This window comes from Lysinibacillus sp. FJAT-14222, from assembly GCF_001278875.1.
GTDB lineage: Bacteria > Bacillota > Bacilli > Bacillales_A > Planococcaceae > Lysinibacillus > Lysinibacillus agricola.
In genome coordinates this window covers 1-17,660 of sequence record NZ_LIYL01000018.1, presented here as the reverse complement: position 1 = coordinate 17,660, position 17,660 = coordinate 1, and the positions used below count along the sequence as shown (strand labels likewise).

General features: G+C 33.0%; 21 protein-coding genes and 1 pseudogene. 6 read left to right on the top strand and 16 right to left on the bottom strand.

The window, feature by feature from the left end:
- Nucleotides 1-5 precede the first annotated feature (5 nt).
- Entirely contained in the window at nt 6-875 is an 870-nt protein-coding gene (locus AN161_RS07850) for a helix-turn-helix transcriptional regulator (RefSeq protein ID WP_053593810.1), read from the bottom strand.
- Between the two features lie 496 nt (nt 876-1,371).
- On the opposite strand from AN161_RS07850, the gene AN161_RS07845 reads away from it, so the two are divergent.
- On the top strand, nt 1,372-1,983 hold the full coding sequence (locus AN161_RS07845) for a hypothetical protein (RefSeq protein WP_053593809.1): 612 nt from the start codon (nt 1,372-1,374) through the stop codon (nt 1,981-1,983).
- 37 nt (nt 1,984-2,020) lie between these two features.
- Nucleotides 2,021-2,506, top strand: coding sequence for a hypothetical protein (locus AN161_RS07840; RefSeq protein ID WP_053593808.1), 486 nt, complete (start codon nt 2,021-2,023; stop codon nt 2,504-2,506).
- A 174-nt stretch (nt 2,507-2,680) separates the two neighbouring features.
- Here AN161_RS07840 and AN161_RS07835 read toward each other — a convergent pair whose 3' ends face one another.
- Genes AN161_RS07835 through AN161_RS31245 form a run of 3 tightly spaced genes read right to left on the bottom strand, consistent with a single transcriptional unit; the run spans nt 2,681 to nt 3,906 of the window.
- Nucleotides 2,681-3,193 carry a GrpB family protein gene (locus tag AN161_RS07835; RefSeq protein ID WP_053593807.1) on the bottom strand — a complete coding sequence of 171 codons (513 nt, stop codon included), beginning with the start codon at nt 3,191-3,193 and terminating at the stop codon, nt 2,681-2,683.
- A gap of 12 nt (nt 3,194-3,205) precedes the next feature.
- Entirely contained in the window at nt 3,206-3,727 is a 522-nt protein-coding gene (locus AN161_RS07830) for a class I SAM-dependent methyltransferase (RefSeq protein ID WP_343069229.1), read from the bottom strand.
- 41 nt (nt 3,728-3,768) lie between these two features.
- Nucleotides 3,769-3,906, bottom strand: a complete 138-nt coding sequence (locus AN161_RS31245; RefSeq protein WP_343069230.1) for a hypothetical protein — start codon at nt 3,904-3,906, stop codon at nt 3,769-3,771.
- Between the two features lie 279 nt (nt 3,907-4,185).
- Between AN161_RS31245 and AN161_RS07825 the strand changes: the two genes are divergently transcribed.
- Entirely contained in the window at nt 4,186-4,962 is a 777-nt protein-coding gene (locus AN161_RS07825) for an ABC transporter ATP-binding protein (protein WP_053593806.1), read from the top strand.
- A gap of 2 nt (nt 4,963-4,964) precedes the next feature.
- Nucleotides 4,965-6,599, top strand: a complete 1,635-nt coding sequence (locus AN161_RS07820; protein ID WP_053593805.1) for a hypothetical protein — start codon at nt 4,965-4,967, stop codon at nt 6,597-6,599.
- Nucleotides 6,600-6,622: 23 nt separating this feature from the next.
- Here the strand turns inward: AN161_RS07820 and AN161_RS07815 are convergent, their stop codons facing one another.
- The 6 genes from AN161_RS07815 to AN161_RS07790 form a co-directional block, all read right to left on the bottom strand.
- Complete coding sequence (locus AN161_RS07815; RefSeq protein ID WP_053593804.1) at nt 6,623-7,240, bottom strand: ABC-2 transporter permease; 618 nt, start codon at nt 7,238-7,240, stop codon at nt 6,623-6,625.
- Between the two features lie 108 nt (nt 7,241-7,348).
- On the bottom strand, nt 7,349-7,726 hold the full coding sequence (locus AN161_RS07810) for a GntR family transcriptional regulator (protein ID WP_053593803.1): 378 nt from the start codon (nt 7,724-7,726) through the stop codon (nt 7,349-7,351).
- A 359-nt stretch (nt 7,727-8,085) separates the two neighbouring features.
- Nucleotides 8,086-8,700 (bottom strand): ABC-2 transporter permease, encoded by a 615-nt coding sequence (locus tag AN161_RS07805; RefSeq protein WP_053593802.1) that lies wholly within the window; start codon nt 8,698-8,700, stop codon nt 8,086-8,088.
- Nucleotides 8,701-8,704: 4 nt separating this feature from the next.
- On the bottom strand, nt 8,705-9,562 hold the full coding sequence (locus AN161_RS07800; protein WP_053593801.1) for an ABC transporter ATP-binding protein: 858 nt from the start codon (nt 9,560-9,562) through the stop codon (nt 8,705-8,707).
- 203 nt (nt 9,563-9,765) lie between these two features.
- A complete protein-coding gene (locus AN161_RS07795) occupies nt 9,766-10,071 on the bottom strand; it encodes a monooxygenase (protein ID WP_053593800.1) in 306 nt (101 codons plus the stop codon).
- A 55-nt stretch (nt 10,072-10,126) separates the two neighbouring features.
- Nucleotides 10,127-11,047, bottom strand: coding sequence for a DsbA family protein (locus AN161_RS07790; RefSeq protein WP_053594027.1), 921 nt, complete (start codon nt 11,045-11,047; stop codon nt 10,127-10,129).
- Nucleotides 11,048-11,240: 193 nt separating this feature from the next.
- Between AN161_RS07790 and AN161_RS07785 the strand changes: the two genes are divergently transcribed.
- Nucleotides 11,241-11,810 carry a TetR/AcrR family transcriptional regulator gene (locus AN161_RS07785; RefSeq protein WP_053593799.1) on the top strand — a complete coding sequence of 190 codons (570 nt, stop codon included), beginning with the start codon at nt 11,241-11,243 and terminating at the stop codon, nt 11,808-11,810.
- A gap of 102 nt (nt 11,811-11,912) precedes the next feature.
- Here AN161_RS07785 and AN161_RS07780 read toward each other — a convergent pair whose 3' ends face one another.
- The 4 genes from AN161_RS07780 to AN161_RS07765 form a co-directional block, all read right to left on the bottom strand.
- A complete protein-coding gene (locus AN161_RS07780) occupies nt 11,913-12,863 on the bottom strand; it encodes an alpha/beta hydrolase (RefSeq protein ID WP_241774525.1) in 951 nt (316 codons plus the stop codon).
- Nucleotides 12,864-12,929: 66 nt separating this feature from the next.
- Nucleotides 12,930-13,433, bottom strand: coding sequence for a GNAT family N-acetyltransferase (locus AN161_RS07775; protein ID WP_053593798.1), 504 nt, complete (start codon nt 13,431-13,433; stop codon nt 12,930-12,932).
- A gap of 121 nt (nt 13,434-13,554) precedes the next feature.
- Nucleotides 13,555-14,136: a GNAT family protein gene (locus AN161_RS07770; RefSeq protein ID WP_053593797.1), complete on the bottom strand. Its 582-nt coding sequence runs from the start codon at nt 14,134-14,136 to the stop codon at nt 13,555-13,557.
- Nucleotides 14,137-14,289: 153 nt separating this feature from the next.
- Complete coding sequence (locus tag AN161_RS07765) at nt 14,290-14,565, bottom strand: CD3324 family protein (protein WP_053593796.1); 276 nt, start codon at nt 14,563-14,565, stop codon at nt 14,290-14,292.
- 598 nt (nt 14,566-15,163) lie between these two features.
- Here AN161_RS07765 and AN161_RS07760 point away from each other — a divergent pair.
- The gene (locus AN161_RS07760) at nt 15,164-16,828 is read left to right on the top strand and encodes a methyl-accepting chemotaxis protein (protein ID WP_053593795.1); all 1,665 of its coding nucleotides are present in this window, start codon (nt 15,164-15,166) and stop codon (nt 16,826-16,828) included.
- Nucleotides 16,829-16,935: 107 nt separating this feature from the next.
- On the opposite strand, the pseudogene AN161_RS30545 reads toward AN161_RS07760, so the two are convergent.
- Both AN161_RS30545 and AN161_RS07755 read right to left on the bottom strand, forming a co-directional pair.
- Nucleotides 16,936-17,183 (bottom strand): annotated as a pseudogene (locus tag AN161_RS30545) (IS3 family transposase); the annotation flags it as partial.
- A 1-nt stretch (nt 17,184) separates the two neighbouring features.
- Nucleotides 17,185-17,660: IS3 family transposase (locus AN161_RS07755; RefSeq protein ID WP_241774524.1), on the bottom strand; the 476-nt coding region annotated here is incomplete at both ends.

Sequence of the window (17,660 nt, the reverse complement as noted above, 5' to 3'; positions counted from 1 at the left end):
AATGACTATTTTAATTCTTGATCATGAATCGTTGTATATTTAATAAATTCTGATTGAATTCTTTCTAAATATTCATCATCTTCATATAGTCCTATGAGTTGAAAGGCTTTCTCCAAGAAAATTGTTGAGTCATTGTAACCAAGATGGAAATGACAAATAGCTTTTCTTGAAAAATGTAGAGCTAGTATATGGTAATTCATTTTTCTTTTATACTGACTTAATGAATCATTAATAATAGAAAGGGCTGTAGAATAGTCTTCGCTCATTATTACTAACAGTGACAAATTAATATTAAACGCAGATTTTAATAAATCTGTATCTCTAAAACTATTATATTTGTTTAATCTTTTTAAGACATTTTGTGTAAATTCTATTGCTATATCTGTTGGAAATAGAAATAAAACCGTGTTGATCAAACGAATATCACTTAAATACCACTGATCATATTTTGAAATACGCTCCCAAATGGGCTTAATAATCTCTTTTGCTTCATTAAAATTTTCCTGATTTAATTGTATGAGCGCTTCACAAATAAGTCGAATCTCTTTAATCTCTAAATCATTTTCAATTTGTAAATATTCAGCTGTTTTAACTTTTAAAAGGGTTAGTTTTTCTATATCATTATGATTTAGAAAAAAAAATTGTTGTACAATATCTTTTTTCTTTCGGTAAATACGCTCATTATGAATATATTCAAATTCTTCTAGGGAAATATTTAATTTATTTAATAATTTTATATATTTTTCAACGTCTATATCAATTCTACCTGCCTCATATTTTGAATATGTACTTTGAGATATAATCCCTTTTGACAGGATTAGTTGACTAAACCCTTTATTTTTTCGAATCTCTTTTAAAGTTCTTCCTCTATTCATAATATTCACCTCGCATAATATTGTATATGTAGAATACTTCGGAGCATTTTAGTATTTATCCTTTATATCTAACGAAAAAACATTAATTTATTATCATTTATCTGGATTATTGTAGCAATATGATGACTTAAGAAAATCAATATTAGCCTCCCATTCATACAACGTAAAGTTATTCAATCTTCAACTCAATTTCAAGTTTGAAATCGAGTTTTTTCTTATATGGTTTTGAAATATAAATGCTTAGCGATTGTTTAGATTTTGTACTTGTTAGTGAGCTTGTATTATATTTTTATTCAGAATTTGAAAATATACTTTGAGATACAATTTTAAATAGTTTTCTCGCTACCCAATCCATTCACCCCCTAAATATTCTTTTCAGAATATTTCGTTAAATTATAACATTTTTCGTTTATATTTAAGAAAAAGGGAGGTGAAACAAATATGAATTTATTATCAATTCTATCTTTCATCTGGATAATTGTAGGGGTGTGATTACATGAGAAAAACAATATTAACTCTCACTATCGCAGTAGTATTTTTAATATCCCTTGTAATTTATTATTCAAAATCAGATGCTGATGGAAGTTCAAATAATGATTCCATCGATGAAGAATTTGATTTTTCTAGTTTTAATAAAATCAATGAGAAAATTACTGATGAATTTACTTTTCCAGGTTATGAGGAAATATTAGGTGAAAAAGGGGATATTGTCGTTGTACCAGTTAGTATTACAGGTAAAGATGAAAGCTTAGGTAAACAAGGCCTCTATCAAAGAAATAAAAAGTATGTTTATAAAAATCCAGAAAAAGGTGTAGTTATAATTTTAAGTATTAGCGCGGCTGCAAGTAAATCCAACAATACATGGGAACACAGTATTTATTATACAGAGGATTTATTTAATCCTCAAAGTGGTGATTTATCTAAAACTTATCATGATAATTATCCTTCATCAGAGGTAGCACAGTACAGTTTTTTGGGTAATGGTTATGCAATATCCGTACTTGGTATCTCTAATAACTTAACAAATCAAGAAGTTTTTACATTGAGTGAAACAGCTAAATTTGTAGATGCCTTAAGTCCTATTACGGATACACCATATTCTAAATAATTTACTGTAAATTATTAATTTGGAAGGAGAGAGATTTATGAAACTTAATAAGGTATTATCTTTAATGATTGTAGGAGCAATATTAGGTATTGGTGGAGTTAGTGTTTATGCAAATGCTGATACTGATGCTGTACAGGGCGATGCTATTGAATCAAATGCAGATGCTATTGAACCAGATGCTGTACAGAGCGATGCTATTGAAAACATTCAAGTAAGATCACAAAATTTGGTTATTTCTGACGTGAATATCAGTCAAAGTAATGGTACTTATGAAAGAACTTGGTCACAACCAAAAGGTTGGAAGTATTATAGATTTTATGTTAAAAATGCTACAGGGACAAAGGTGAAAGTTCAAATTCAACAGAATGGTTACACTCAAGATTATAATTTATCTGCTAATGCATCTAACGTATGGACTCAATCAGCAGCTGTTGCTGGTGATCATAAAATAATAGTATCAACATCTGATGGTAGAAAATTTAAAGGTGATGTTTCTGTCAGATTAGCTGATGCTCCTTTTTAGCTTCACAACCTTTAACAGTATGATATAAAAACTGCGTCATAACTCATATTCTTAAGTTACGAGCAGTTTTTAATTTTCAATACAAACTATTTCACTTGTGTTACCATCCCTTCTTTTTACCCGGTGAGTACTAGAGGAATGGTGATACATGTACCTAACCTCAAAGCCTTTTATTCACAACATCTTAGCTTTTTGAATAATCATTTGGATAAAAGGCTCTTTTTCCTTTGTATATGTCGATCGATCGAATCGATATTTAGACGCTAATTGATTTTTTAATACCGCATATTCATTTGCTGCTTGGGGATATGATCTAAGGTAATCACGGAAAAGTAATTTTTCAGTCCATTCATTACTGTTGTATTCACAAATATGTAAATGGATTGTTCCCTGCCCCCACAATCCCTTTCTAAAAAATTTTCTATCCTTAAACTTTATTTTCGGAACATATTCATAGTCAATTTCCCTTAAAGCATCTATGAAGCTCGGCACTTCATCTAAACTCTGTACACCAACAAGAATATCAATAATTGGTTTCGCTTTTAGTCTCTTTATCGATGTACTTCCGATATGCTCAATACGAATAGCACTATCACCTAAAGCTTTTTCAATTCCTTTTTGTTCAACTTCATATTGTTGTTCCCAATTTGGATTATATTCGGAAAGTTGAACCTTAATCTTCCTCATTAGCTTCTCTCCTCATAAATTCTTTTTAAATAAACCTACTAAAAATCCTTCTAAACCGAAAAACTGCTCTTCATCAGACATGGCTATCATTTTCCGTATTTCAATTTCTTCAAATGATTGAAACACTTCTTTTAGTTGATTTTTTGTATACCCTAGTCCGCCTTCTAAGCTACGTTTTATATAAACTTCTTCATCTGAAATGGCAGAACCACCATATACACCATGTTCCTCAAATGTGCATAAAGCGAAGTAACCATTAGGCTTTAATAATTTATGAATCATTTCAATATACGTCACAAGACGATGAGGGGCTATGTAGTGAAAACAGCCTGAATCATATACAAAATCAAAGCTCTCTTCTTGTAAATTCAACTCAAAAATATTGGCACAAATTAATTCTACACTTACGTTTGCTTCATCAACCCTTTTTTGCGCCCATTGCAATGCTTTATCCGATAAATCGACACCAACAACTGAACAACCTTGTTTTGCTAAGTAAATGGCATTTCGCCCTGCACCACAACCTAGCTCCAAAACCTTATTTGGACGGATCGTCTTTTTTTCAAAATAGCTTACTAAATTTCCATCAGGCTTATTAACAAAAAAGGTACCTTTTTGAATGTTTGATCATAAAATTCATTCCAAAATTTCTGTGGTTCACATAATAAATTATCTAATACAACTAGCAATTGTTCATTTGAATTGACTAACATTTTACGCCCCCCCATTTACACTTATCGCATTTTCAAGAGACGAAATATTCTTTCTCTTTATTATAAAGCAAAGATGCGCGGTACTGGGAATGAATCGACTCCATTTCTAAAAAGGGATATTTCTGCATTTTTAAATGAAATATTATAATTATGGATATTTTCTCTAATTCAATTACACTAAACATAAGATAAAGTGAAACTTTAATCGACGGGGGGCTTCTTCACCCTCCACCAATTGTTACTGCCTGTTACTACAGGAAAACAGAAAGGAGTTGCAAAATGGAAGAAATCTTGACGATTACGAATTTGACGAAGAGTTATGGTAGCAAAGAAATATTAAAAGGAATCGACTTGCACGTATCAAGAGGAGAAATAATTGGCTATATCGGTCCGAACGGCGCGGGTAAAAGTACAACTGTTAAAATTATTTTAGGGCTTGAGGGCGATTACGGTGGAGAAATTAAGCTTTTCGGAGAGAATATCGGACAGGATCAAATTGAATATAAACGAAAAATTGGCTATGTACCTGAAATAGCAGATGTTTATGATAATTTAACTGGTTATGAGTATTTAACCTTTATCGGCCAGCTGTATGGACTTGAATTAGAAGTCGCTGCTGATAAATCAAAATCCTTAATGGAATTATTCGGTGTTGGAGAAGCGTATCATGCAAGAATATCTTCTTATTCAAAAGGAATGCGGCAAAAACTGCTGATTATCGCCAGCCTTATACATAATCCAGATCTTCTGTTCTTGGATGAACCAATTAATGGGCTGGATGCGAATAGTGTAATGATCTTCAAGGAGATTTTGACTCAATTGGCTGCCCAAGGAAAAACGATATTTTATTCCTCTCATATCATGGATGTTGTCGAAAAAATCAGTAGTCGCATCATCCTGTTGAATGATGGAAAAATCGCTGCCGACGGGACATTTGCTCAACTACAGGCAGACAATACTGAAGGAACTCTGGAAAGAATTTTCAACCAATTGACAGGCTTCCATGATCATCAGGAAATTGGTGAGAAATTCGTTTCTATTGTACAAGAGGTATGATCATGAAAGATTTCAAAATCCTACAAGTGCTTGATAAAATTCAATTTATCTTTGTGAAAATGGGTGTCGATTACGAAATCATGCGAAAGATCCTCCATATTAAACTAACAATGGATGAACGCAAAGTACCAACAATATTTAACCAAGCATCCAATAAAAACAAGGAAGAGCAAAAATACGGCTACATCAAATCTTTATGGATTTATGTTTTATTTGGGCTTATGTTAATTCCTTTTATGGGATTTGGTCAAAACTATCTTTTCCAGATGAGTATTGCTTATGCCATGATTATTTTTATCATCATGACAACATTGATTTCTGATTTTTCTTCCGTACTTTTGGATGTACGGGACAGAAGCATTCTCTCGACCAAGCCTATCTCTGCTAGAACGATCAATGCGGCCAAGTTTATGCATATTTTCATCTACTTAACGTATTTAACGATTGCTTTTACAGCCATCTCCCTAGTCGTTGGCCTATTCAGACAAGGAATTGTATTCTTTATTTTAACGTTGCTCTTACTAGTTTTAATTAATATTTTTATTGTTGTTTTAACGGCTGTTTTATATATTGCTATTTTAAGATTCTTTGATGGAGAAAAGCTGAAAGATATCATCAATTATGTACAAATTGGCTTATCCTTAATGCTGATGATTGGCTATCAAGTTCTTATTAGATCCTTTGAATTCGTCAATTTTGATATGGTTGTAACATTTCATTGGTGGAGTGTTTTTCTCATTCCTATGTGGTTTGCCGCTCCTTATGAGTTACTGCTAAACGGTGACGTCTCTTTATTTACAGTGATATTCAGTATTTTGGCTGTCGTCATGCCAATCATCTCGATATGGCTTTACCTAAAGCTAATTCCAACCTTTGAACGTAATCTGCAAAAACTATTAAACACAAGCAAATCGAAAAAAGAAAAGAACAATCGACTTAAAACGCTTTTGTTAAAAACCATTTGTAGAACGAATGAAGAAAGAGCTTTCTACCGCTTCGCCTCCCTTATGATGAAACAGGAGCGAGAGTTTAAACTAAAAGTATATCCATCTTTAGGATTTTCTTTTGTCATTCCATTTATTTTTATGTTTTCTTTTTCAAGGTCCGAAGCTATTGATTATACCGTTAGCATGAGTTATTTAAATATTTATTTCAGCATGCTAATTATTCCGTCAGCTGTGCTTTTGCTCGGATATTCGGGAAAATATAAAGCCGCTTGGATCTATAAAGTCTTTCCAATCAAAGATTATACAGACTTGAAAAAAGGTAGCTTAAAAGCATTTTTGATTAAGTTGTATAGTCCGTTATATATTGTTCTAAGTATCATTTTCTGCTTCATTTATGGTACGAGAATTATCCCAGATTTACTGAGTGTTTTAGTGGCAAGCTGCATGTACACCGTCATTTGTTACATCGGCATGGGAAGCAAGATTCCTTTCACAAAGCCCTATAATGAAGTTGGCGATGCCCAGAGCTGGAAAACTGTTATATTGCTTATCCCATTAGGTGTTCTGGCTGGACTGCATTACTTCCTGACAGCTCATGTTTCTTATGGGGCAATCATTTACTTACTCGTGCTTGTCATCACGAATTTCGTTCTATGGAAGCTTGCGTTTAAGCGTACAAAAACGGTTTGAGCCTGAGCTCAAGCCGTTTTATTTTAAAAAGCTTTTCTCTCATATATAAAAATAGACAATAACCACGACCCAATATATAAAATAATAACCGTAATGCTAGCTATAAAATACATTTGCGTTTCTTGTAAAGTCAAGAATCTCTGCATTAATTCTCCTAATTTACTATTGAAATTAGGAATAAAAAATTTAATTGTTAACAAATAGATACCAAATAAAGCACCTGAAGCAATCAGTAAATATTGCGTTTTAAATTTATAGGAAAATGGAAACATGAATGACATAGCGATCATAACAAGACCAATAATAAGCAGCATTTCTTTCCATATAAACAAGGTCTCTTTTCCATTTAAGAAGAAATTGCCAATATAAATGATGAATATAAATATTGTTGTAAATATCAGTGCACCTATATATTTTGAGCTAACAATTTCCTTTCGCGTATACGGTAGCGAAAGGAGCAGAATATTAACGTTGTCTTTTTCATCGTAAGCGAAAGCATTTAGTATAAATATTACACTATACAGAAATCCCAAAAATATTTGGGGGGATGTACCTGCCAATAAGTAGATTATTATAGTAGCAATGTAAAATAAAATTAATTTCTTCTGTATTAAAACATCCTTAAGTATTAGGTTAATCATACAATTACCACCCTTTTTTCGTATAATGCATCTATCTTCGAGCGTAGGCTTTTTTACCAACCGTATCTCAAAAATATGTTTGCTGCTCGATTTCAGTAGCTGTCTTTATCACTCATCCTCTGAATATAATAGTGTGAGCATTTCCTTGAGTTCTGCTAAGCTAATATTCATTTCTTTCGCGTTTTGGATAGCGATCAACAAATTTTCTTCGACTACCTTTATTTTTCTTTCTCTCATCATTTCCTTATTTTGTTCTGAGATGAACGAACCTTTTCCCACAATAGAATAAATAAACCCGTTTTTCTCTAGCTCTTCATAAGCACGTTTTGTTGTAATAACGCTAATTTCTAAATCCTCTGCAAGTTGGCGCATAGACGGCAATGACTGCCCCTCTTGTAAGTCACCTGTTAGAATAAGCTTTTTGATTTGAGCATGAATCTGCTCATAAATCGGCTCCTTTGAACTGTTTGAAATAATAATTTGCATGCAAATACCTCTTCTTTATTTTTATGTGATCAGCACAGATGACGTTGATTATTCCGTTAGCATTTAGATGTATATTTCACCATGCTAATTATTCGTCAGCTGTACTTACGCTTGGACATTCAGGGAAATATAAAGCAATTCAGATTTATAATGTCTTTCCACATAAAGATTACATTGTCTATTGTTTTGAGTATAATTTTCTGCCTCACGAAAATTATCTTAGGTTTATTGAATAAGTTAAAAGCTTGTATACTGTTATTTGTTACATCACCGATACTCAGATTTTATTATATGGGACCTTGTATTTAAGCGCACTTTAACAGCTTGAGCCTACATCACTGGGCTCAAGCTGTTTTATTTTAAAAAACCTTTCTCGTATATATACGAATAGATACTAGCCACGATCCAACATATAAAATAATGATCGTAAGGATAGCTACAAAATACATTTGCGTTTCTTGTAAAGTCATGAACTTTTGTATCGGTTTTTTTAATGTCTCCTTAAGACTAGGGGGTAAAAATTTAATGGCTACCATATATATACCAAATAAAGTACCTACACCAATCATTAAAGATTGTGTTTTAAATTTATAACAGATTGGCAGTATAAATGACAAAGCGACCGTAACAAGACCGATAATTAGCAATATATCTTTCCATAAAAACAATACCTCTTTTCCGTTTAAGAAGAAATTACCTATATAAGTAATGGATATAATTAGTAATGTATGCACCAACGAGCCTATATATTTCGAACTAACAATTTCCTTTCTCGTATATGGCAATGAATTAAGCAAAATATTAGCGTTATCTTTTTCATCGTAAGAAAAGGACATAGTAATAAACGCCATACTATATAAGAATCCTATCATTACTAGAGACACATCTATAAATAAATAAAGTATAATGGTAGCAATGTAAAATAAAATTAATTTCTTTTGTATTAAAACATCCTTAAGTATTAGATTAACCATCCCATTACCACCCCTTTTTCGTATAGAACATAATATCTTCAAGCGTTGGCTTTTCCACAATGACAGAATCCCCAAATATGTTTACCACACGATTTTTATCAGCCGTTAATGCCTCAAAGCCTGTATTCGTTTTTCGGATTGCAACAAACTCTCGTTCCGTTTCCTGATCCAATAGATTCAATGTCCCTTTAACAATGGCATACTCCTCTTCAATCTTATAAAATTCCTTCGTGAATATATGCTCGCCATTATGAACAAAGGTAATATAATCCGCAATTCGATCTAAATCTGTTGTTATGTGTGTCGAGAAGAAAATCGTTTTATCTTCATCTTGCATTAATTCATGTAGAATATTTAGTAGCTCTCTACGAAATATCGGATCGAGCCCCGCAGTTGGCTCATCCATAATAATTAATTCTGCATGATGAGCTAGAGCTATGGCTAACGAAGCTTTCATCTTCATTCCCTTCGAAAAGGTCTTCATATTTTTGTTTAGTGGTAGTTCGAACTGATCGACATAACGTTGAAAAGCGTCATCATCCCAGTTTTTATAGGCTGGTTTAATAATCCTTTTCATATCCTTTAACGTTACATATTCATAAAAGACATTTTCATCATAGACAAAACCAATACGTTCCTTTATTTCTTTTTCATGCTTCTTATAATCCATCCCAAACACTGAAACAGTACCACTATCCTGCCTTAGTAAGTTCATAATCAATTTTATTGTTGTAGATTTCCCTGCACCATTTCCCCCGATAAATCCAGTTACAAAGCCCTTTTTTACGTTAATAGAAAAATCCTTTATTTGAAATCCTTTAAAAGATTTATGAACATGCTGTAATTCAATAACATTTTCCATCATCCATCCTCCTATACAATAATGTAAGCATTTCCTTGAGCTCTTTAAGGCAAATGCTCCTTTTTGAAATAATGTATATATACTTTATATACAATATATACACAATGGACATATTTTGCAAGTCATAAATTATTATTTGAAAACAAAAAAGCGAAAACATGAGATTGCTAAATTCCAATCCCATGTTTTCTGTTTTAAAATATTTAGTTGATTGGAGCTTTATTAATTGTTGATAATGCCTCATTCACTTCGAATATCTTCCCACGAATATCGGTAATACCGAAACTTGTTAATCGTTCTGAATGCATAGTTAAATATTTCTCAGCATCTGTTTTGGTTTCAAATAAATATATCCCACCAGCTTCTTTAGTCGCCGCATTCTCGGTCCAAATCTTCCAAATCATACCTGACTCTTCGTTAATACTTTTCGCTAAATCAACGAATGCCTCGGACATTTCTTCACCGAATGGCCCGTCCATTGTAAAATCAACTTGCAATAAATATTTCATGATTAAAACTCCCTTTTTGATTAATTACAATTAGTTTTATACAAAAGTGACTCTTTTATTTATTTACAAAATAAGTTTCACCAAGTATTTCTTTCGCATCATAAGCTGTTGATGAAAGCTCTTTATCAACAAATTTGTTGATATCTTTTTGTTCAATATCATACATCACTTCAACTTCTTTCGAAAAAAGAAGCTTTTCTTTCTCTAGCAAACTCAAAAGTGCCGGTTGTTGTTTTGGCTGTAGTTCATCTAAACTAAGAACCTGCTTTAGTCCAGCAATATAAGAATCTAACGTTCGGCTACCAACAATTTTCACACCTTTATTTTCTTCGTTCAACATGATAATGGTTGGAAATCCTCTAACGCCTAGTTGTGAAGCTAGCGCAAAATCTTCAGTTAATAATTGCTGTCCAATCGGTAGTTCAGCCTTTTTTAAAACCTTTTCTCCATCAAGTCCAAGATGATTAACGATTTCAAATAAAACAGACTTCTCTGCAATATTTTGATTAAATACGAAAACGGCTTCTCTTGTACGACGCAAAAATATATTTGCTAAATCCTCATTTTGCTGTTGAATCACTTTAAAGACTCTAGAGGGAGGATAAGATGATTGAATAGGATTTTCAAACCAAAGCGTTCCATCAATCGGCATACGACTATGCTCGCCAACCTCTCTCCAATGTCCAGCAACATCTGATGGACTTGATATACCATTAGATACATCAGCAAAACCAGTCCATTTTTCTAGCAAACCTCCCATTGTAGTATGGAAATTGACATAATGGCCGTACTGCTCTACAAAGCGCCGCAGAACTGGCTCTAATGCCCAACAGTGCGAGCAGATTGGATCTGTCACATAATATAAATCAATCGATTTACTTTTCTGATTGAAATCAATTACCTGCATTTCATCATCTTCTGAAACACCACACATTCCTGTTTCTAGATCACAGATTAAATTATTATTGTTCGTCATCATATTCACCACTTTCATTTTCATGTCTTTATTAATATCAATACTTTGCTGTATCATTTTTTTAAAAAGCATATTTGCTTTATACTCGTATTTTAGTAAATAATGAAGATCATCAGTACCAATAATTCTTTCAATTTGTCGTATATACAACACATCGAAGAAATTGTTTAAAAAGTAGGAGTGATACAACAAAATGACTCAATCAAAGACTGACCTTCGTGTTCTTCGTACTCGCAAATTAATTATGGATTCTTTCATTGAACTTTCAAGTAAAAAAGAATTTAAGGATATTACTGTTAAAGATATTACGACAGAGGCTATGATTAATCGCGCAACGTTCTATTATCACTTTCAAGATATATATGACTTATTGGAAAAGGTATTATCAGAAGTATTATTAGTTAATTTAAATTGGAGTATCTTCGAAAAAAGTGAACTCAATGAAGAATCGATTATTCAAATTTTCACAGCCATAACGGACTTTCAAAAATCTTTATCTTATCGTTGTCATAGAGGATACGAAGATACCATTTCCCGTATTATTAGGGAACATCTCGAAATCGTTTTTTACAAGTTGTTATTAAAACAAAATAATGTGAACGAGGATGCGGCCCTAAAAACTACCGCTGTCATACTAAGCTGGGGAATTTACGGTGCTTCTGTAGAATGGAGAAAAAATAGTATGGATATATCCCCAGAGGAATATATTAAATTGTCAATTCCTTACATTATATCTGGGATCACTTTGAGTTTTAAAAAATAGTGTGATTGGAGTTTTATTTAACTGCAAGTATGTACAAAATTTTTGTTCCCATAAAAGCAGAGCATGTTCTTTTCAAAACACGCTCTGCAGATTCTACATAAATTAACGATTTAAACTCTCTATATATTTTTCTGACTCATCGGCTATTCGCTTAAATTCAATATCATGAATATAGTGTGAGCAATCTAATTTTATTAATGTGCCTTCTTTATGCTTACTCATGAACTCCTTTTGAAATCCATTCCACTCATCTTCATTCCAACCTGTCCCTTGACCATTTGAAGAGAACAAGAGCATTGGAACATTTGGGATTCCAACCGCTCCTACCTTTTCAGCATTTGCCTTAATATGATTAATTTCATTCACCATATTTTTAGTTACCGTTCTACGATAAAAAATCACTTTATACAATTCTTTTTCCTCGTCTGTCAAAGTCCCATATTTTATAGCATCACTTTCAGAAAGGCTTGGAATCCATCTAGTAAAACCAATATTAGCAGCAAAGGCACTTAAATGAACTAGAGGCATATTTATATCATAATCTTTATATGCAGCAGGAACAGCCATATCCAATCCTATAATTGCCTTAACTTCATTCGGATAGACTTGAGCCCAATACAATGCCTCAATTCCAGACATCGAATGAGGAAATAGAATATATGGTCCTTCAACACCTGATTTTAAAAGAGATTCTCTTGTTTCTTGTAAAATAGCATCAATATCACGGTTAGAATCTGTAATGTCACTAAAGCCATAGCCTGCCTTTTCAACGACAACGATTCTATATTTATCGCTTAACAAGGAATATAATGATTTAAAATCTAAAGCAGGTGAACTCGTGCCTCCCCCAGACATAAAGACAAGCGTTTCTTTTCCGTTTCCTTCTATGTACACATGCATTTGATGACCATTCACTTCTACCATCTTCCCTGTTGGCTTAAATAATTTATCTTCCTTTGATAATTGTATTTGATGAATAATATAGCTTGCCGTAATGATCAACAAAAGTATCGCTGCAATAATTGAAAAAAGTATCATGATTCGTTCAAACACTGTCTTTCAACCACCCCTCTTAGGATTTTTATTATCCATCAAGACCAACAGAAGACACCATGGCTTTTAGAGTTTCAAAAGGTACTCGATAAACTGTAGCTTTTGGCCATTCATTTCGAACTCATCATCATCTATACACACTTGTTTAAAACCATTCTTTTCAAGAACCCTTTGAGAGGCAATATTATTTGTTGTTGTTTTTGCTTTAATTTTTTTCACACTAATTTCTGTTTCTAAAAGTAGTTTTAAGGCTTTTGCCCCTATCCCTTTTCCACCATATTCTTTACCTACTCTATAACCAACTTCTGCTATATCATTCGGTGTATCTATATCTACTAAATTTATTCTTCCAATAATATTGCCTGAGTTATCTCTTATTAAGTAGAATTTTGATTTATTTTCTTGTTGTTCTGCTAAAAGCTCTTTATGTCTTATTTTAAACGTTTCAAAATTATAATAATCTTCTCCACGACTAGGTACCATTTGTTCAAAGAATAGTCTATTATTCATTTCAAACTGAAATAATTCTTCTGCGTCACTTTCTCGTAAGCTATTAATTGATATTCCCAAGCTAACTCATCCCCTCATAAGCTTATTTAATACTTTCCCATTCATCTTTGTAGAGAATATAATGATAATGCTGCTCTCCTTCCATCTCCTAGTTCTTGTTGATATTTAACTGAAATAAGGATCAAATCCCTTCATTCTTTTTTGAAAACTCGGTATGCAACAAACTATAGATCAACATATCTTTACATTCACCCGTAACACTATGGCATTCAAACTGTCTTAAGCAGCCTTCTTCCTTAAAGTTGAATTTCGACAATAACTTCTTTGAAGCTATGTTTTCTTCCGTGACAATTGCCTGTATTCTTACTAGACCTAACTGATTAAATCCTATTGATAATACTTCTTTAACAGCTTCCGACATAATACCACGATGCCAATACTCTTCAGATAATTCATAGCCAATTTCAGCTCGTTTGCCTGCAAATTCACTCAAGAAAATGGTACCAATAACTTCATCCGTTTCTTTGTTAGCAATAGCAAAACGAATAATCCAACCTTTATCATAGCCTTTGTTCCAAAAATGAATTACTTCATAACTTTTTTCTAAAGTTTCAGGTCCATCCCAATCAAGATAACGATATACATTTTCATTTGAATAATAATTGAATAACGCAGGAGCATCCTCCAACTTCAACTTTCTTAATATAATGCGTTCAGTTTGTACTGTTGGAAAAGAGGTTCCTAATAATTCGGTAAAGTTCATTTTTCTCTCTCCTTTTTTGAATGAATATCAAAATAATCTAAAGATGAAAATTCAAAAGAAGCTGATTAAATTATACCTAGCCTAGATTGCCTGAAAAAACCTCATACATATTTCATAAAAGAAAATAAGCCAATGCGGTAAAACCACACTGGCCTATTTTCTTCTTTTCTCTTTTAGAACAATTCTTTGGATACTCTTTGATGACAAATAATATTTTTCAACCAAAGTAGCCGTATTCATTCCCGATAGATAATCGTTATAAATATTAGCGTTTCTTACATCCATTTCTTTTCTTGTCGCAGTACTGGATCCCCAGCTTTTTTTATATTCTGCTTTTCGCGGTATATAAATATACTCACCATCAACATATTCTTGTATTAACTCTAGCAACTCATCTGGTAGAATATGCTTTGCTTTTTTATAGCTCATTTCGCACTCCTAAATGTTAATATTTTTTAGGAAGAGCAAAGGCTATTTTTGCTTTATCTTATATTGCAGTAGCCTTTGCTATGCAAAAACCGTATACCTTTTCATCAAACAATCCCCCTTATAACCCTGTAATTTTAATCCATATTATACCATATAATTAGAAATATAAAGGAGATATTATAAATTCCTGCACGCTTTATTACCGATAAATACAAGAAAAAGCACATTTGCGATATATTTTTCATAGCCCTTACTATTTAAACTTAATTGTTTTTCTTATTCCAAACACTATATTGATATACTAAATTAACAACGGTTTTCCTCTATCGGATTTATATTGGTTCCTCTTGCATAAAAAGTTTCTCTATTATCATAAATTATCAGCTTACTATTTAATCTCCCAAAACAGGTATTTACAATCTGTTTAAAGCTTCATAATTCAAAAAAAAGAAGGGACTATTATACCTCATTTTGTCAAGAATTGAGTAACAAGTTTCGCAATTTATTATTGACATTTCGTTATTTTTGCATAATACTTTAAGAAATTAAAGAGTTTTTATGGGTATAAAGAGCCATAAAACTCAAAAGGGGAAACTATATGAAAAACAAAAGTATTAAGCGACGATTATTGTTTTTTACATTAGGTTTGCTGTTATTGTCGTCTGTACTCAATTCCGTATTAGGTGTGTGGATTGTTGGGAAAAATAGTAAAGAAGTTTTAATTGAGAAAGCCAATGAACAGGTCTATGAAGTTGCAAAACAAGCAGAAGCCATATTAAATTCTGAGAGTGACCCCATTCCATCATTACAAGATTTTGTGGAGTCAAAAGCACAGCAAGAAAATGTGACTTATGCTATTGTCATTGATAAAAATGCTCAAGCGGTGGCGCATAGTGATAAAGGAAAATTAGGAAAAGTGTATGAGGATGAATACACAATCGATGGTGCTAAAAACGGAAAAAAGCAATTCACAAGATGGTATGCTGAAGTTCAAGATATATGGACATATGACATAATGGAGCCTGTCTATAAAGATGGCGAACTTTATGGAGTTATTGACATCGGGGTACCCGAAACCGGTATTCAATCTATTACAAACTCTGTGCTAGGCTATCAGATTATTACAGGGATAGTAAGTTTTTTAATTATAGGAGCGTTAATGTGGTGGATTATTGGTCGTATTGTTTCTGCCATTAAGAATCTTGAAAATGTCATTCATCAAACTGCAAGCTTAGACTTTACTGAAAATCCAGAATTAGAGAAGCTATTAAATCATCAAGACGAGATTGGTCTCATGGCAAAAGGTGTCTCTAGCATGCGATCGGCATTAAAGAATGTTACCGTCAACATACATAATACTAGCTCTGAGTTATCAGATTCCTCCAAGATTCTCATGCAAATAGCAGATGATACGGTACGTACGACTGACGAAATTAGCTTAGCCATTAATGAAATAGCAAAAGCTACAGAAGAACAAGCTCACGATACAGAAAAAAGCGCTGAACAATTAGATCAACTTTCTGGAAACATTGATCGTGTTATTGAGCGCACTGAGATGATCGCTTCCATGACAGAGGATATTGATCATTTAAGTAATCAAGGTGTAGAAACCGTCAACCAACTCTCTATTTGGTCAGAGAAGAATCGTGAGTCTTCACAACAGGTAAGTGACATCGTTCAAGAAGTAGATAAAACTTCATCTGATATATCAAGTATTGTCAATACAATTACAGATATCGCAACTCAAACGAATTTATTGGCTTTAAATGCATCCATTGAGTCAGCTCGCGTGGGCGAAGCAGGGAAAGGTTTCGCAGTTGTTGCTGATGAAATTCGAAAATTATCGGAACAAACATCTATAGCTACTGAAGATATAAAAAACAAAATCTCCGCAATTCAAGATATTTCTAAAAGTGCTGTACAGGAAATTGGTACGAGCCTTAGCATTGTTGAACAAAATGCAAAAGCTACAGAGGATACTAGTGAGATCTTTAATACAATAAAGGCAGCTCTTGATCAAACGAGTGAAGTGGCACAAGAGGTGAAACATTTATCTCATGAGATGGATGAACGCAAGGAGCAAATCATTAGTGCCGTACAAAACATATCTGCTTCTGCAGTAGAAACCTCTGCTGGTACAGAGCAAGTTTCCGCTTCCGCAAATGAACAGTTTAAAAGCATCGAGACTGTCTCCGAGAAAGCTAAAGACCTAAATGCTGTTGCTGATGCACTAAGAGCAGAGATGGATAAATTCACCATTTAATAGCAGCACAAAAGCATACTAGAATAAGTTAATTATATAGAGTTTATAGTAAAAGCTGATTCATAACTTTAAAGTGTACCCTTTGTAAAGGACATTTTGAAAAAAAGCTAGGCAACCTTCTGAAGCTGCTGTCTGTATTTTGCAGGCGGCAGCTTTTTCAAGTTCCATTGCCCTCGATAATGGTTGTAATACATCATATAACTTTTCACTTCTCGTTTTACTTCTTCTAATGTTTCGCACTCTTTCAGATTGGTTTCATCTTTAAAATGACCGAAGAAGGATTCTTGAGGGGCGTTATCCCAACAGTTTCCTCGGCGTGACATCGATTGCCCTAGTCCCATTTACAAGTTTCTGGNTTTCTGGAATTTTGGATTCGTATAATGGAATCCTTGATCTGAATGAATAAATGCATCTTTCGTTAAATGGTGGTGATTTCGCTTCAATTTACGAAGTGTATTGAGCGCGATATCCATACTTAATGAAGCAGATACTTCATACGCTAAAATTTCGTTTGTCTCAGCGTCCTTAATCGTTGATAAATAAGCACGTTTGCCGTTTCCGTACGTCAAATACGTGATATCTGTTAATAATACTTTTCCTGCTACACCTTGTTTAAAGTTACGTTGTAATTCATTTGGACATGTACGATGTTCTTTTGTCGCTTTGGCCATTCTACGTGCCGGATTCGCTTTTCGAATTGGGCATACAATCTCGAATTTCTTCATAATGCGGCGAATACGTTTTAAGTTATATGTAATCCCATATTGATTCTCTAACGTCATTTTAATTTGACGTGCACCTTTCTTACGTCCTCGGAAATGATACGCTTTTA

What these genes read in the sequence shown, in the direction of transcription:
- AN161_RS07845 (WP_053593809.1), top strand. Translation starts at nt 1,372, where the DNA reads ATGAGAAAAACAATATTAACTCTCACTATCGCAGTAGTATTTTTAATA.
- AN161_RS07765 (WP_053593796.1), bottom strand. Translation starts at nt 14,565, where the DNA reads ATGAGCTATAAAAAAGCAAAGCATATTCTACCAGATGAGTTGCTAGAG.
- AN161_RS07770 (WP_053593797.1), bottom strand. Translation starts at nt 14,136, where the DNA reads ATGAACTTTACCGAATTATTAGGAACCTCTTTTCCAACAGTACAAACT.
- AN161_RS07795 (WP_053593800.1), bottom strand. Translation starts at nt 10,071, where the DNA reads ATGAAATATTTATTGCAAGTTGATTTTACAATGGACGGGCCATTCGGT.
- AN161_RS07815 (WP_053593804.1), bottom strand. Translation starts at nt 7,240, where the DNA reads ATGATTAACCTAATACTTAAGGATGTTTTAATACAGAAGAAATTAATT.
- AN161_RS07825 (WP_053593806.1), top strand. Translation starts at nt 4,186, where the DNA reads ATGGAAGAAATCTTGACGATTACGAATTTGACGAAGAGTTATGGTAGC.
- AN161_RS07760 (WP_053593795.1), top strand. Translation starts at nt 15,164, where the DNA reads ATGAAAAACAAAAGTATTAAGCGACGATTATTGTTTTTTACATTAGGT.
- AN161_RS07820 (WP_053593805.1), top strand. Translation starts at nt 4,965, where the DNA reads ATGAAAGATTTCAAAATCCTACAAGTGCTTGATAAAATTCAATTTATC.
- AN161_RS07785 (WP_053593799.1), top strand. Translation starts at nt 11,241, where the DNA reads ATGACTCAATCAAAGACTGACCTTCGTGTTCTTCGTACTCGCAAATTA.
- AN161_RS07810 (WP_053593803.1), bottom strand. Translation starts at nt 7,726, where the DNA reads ATGCAAATTATTATTTCAAACAGTTCAAAGGAGCCGATTTATGAGCAG.
- AN161_RS07840 (WP_053593808.1), top strand. Translation starts at nt 2,021, where the DNA reads ATGAAACTTAATAAGGTATTATCTTTAATGATTGTAGGAGCAATATTA.
- AN161_RS07800 (WP_053593801.1), bottom strand. Translation starts at nt 9,562, where the DNA reads ATGGAAAATGTTATTGAATTACAGCATGTTCATAAATCTTTTAAAGGA.
- AN161_RS31245 (WP_343069230.1), bottom strand. Translation starts at nt 3,906, where the DNA reads ATGTTAGTCAATTCAAATGAACAATTGCTAGTTGTATTAGATAATTTA.
- AN161_RS07835 (WP_053593807.1), bottom strand. Translation starts at nt 3,193, where the DNA reads ATGAGGAAGATTAAGGTTCAACTTTCCGAATATAATCCAAATTGGGAA.
- AN161_RS07790 (WP_053594027.1), bottom strand. Translation starts at nt 11,047, where the DNA reads ATGACGAACAATAATAATTTAATCTGTGATCTAGAAACAGGAATGTGT.
- AN161_RS07805 (WP_053593802.1), bottom strand. Translation starts at nt 8,700, where the DNA reads ATGGTTAATCTAATACTTAAGGATGTTTTAATACAAAAGAAATTAATT.
- AN161_RS07850 (WP_053593810.1), bottom strand. Translation starts at nt 875, where the DNA reads ATGAATAGAGGAAGAACTTTAAAAGAGATTCGAAAAAATAAAGGGTTT.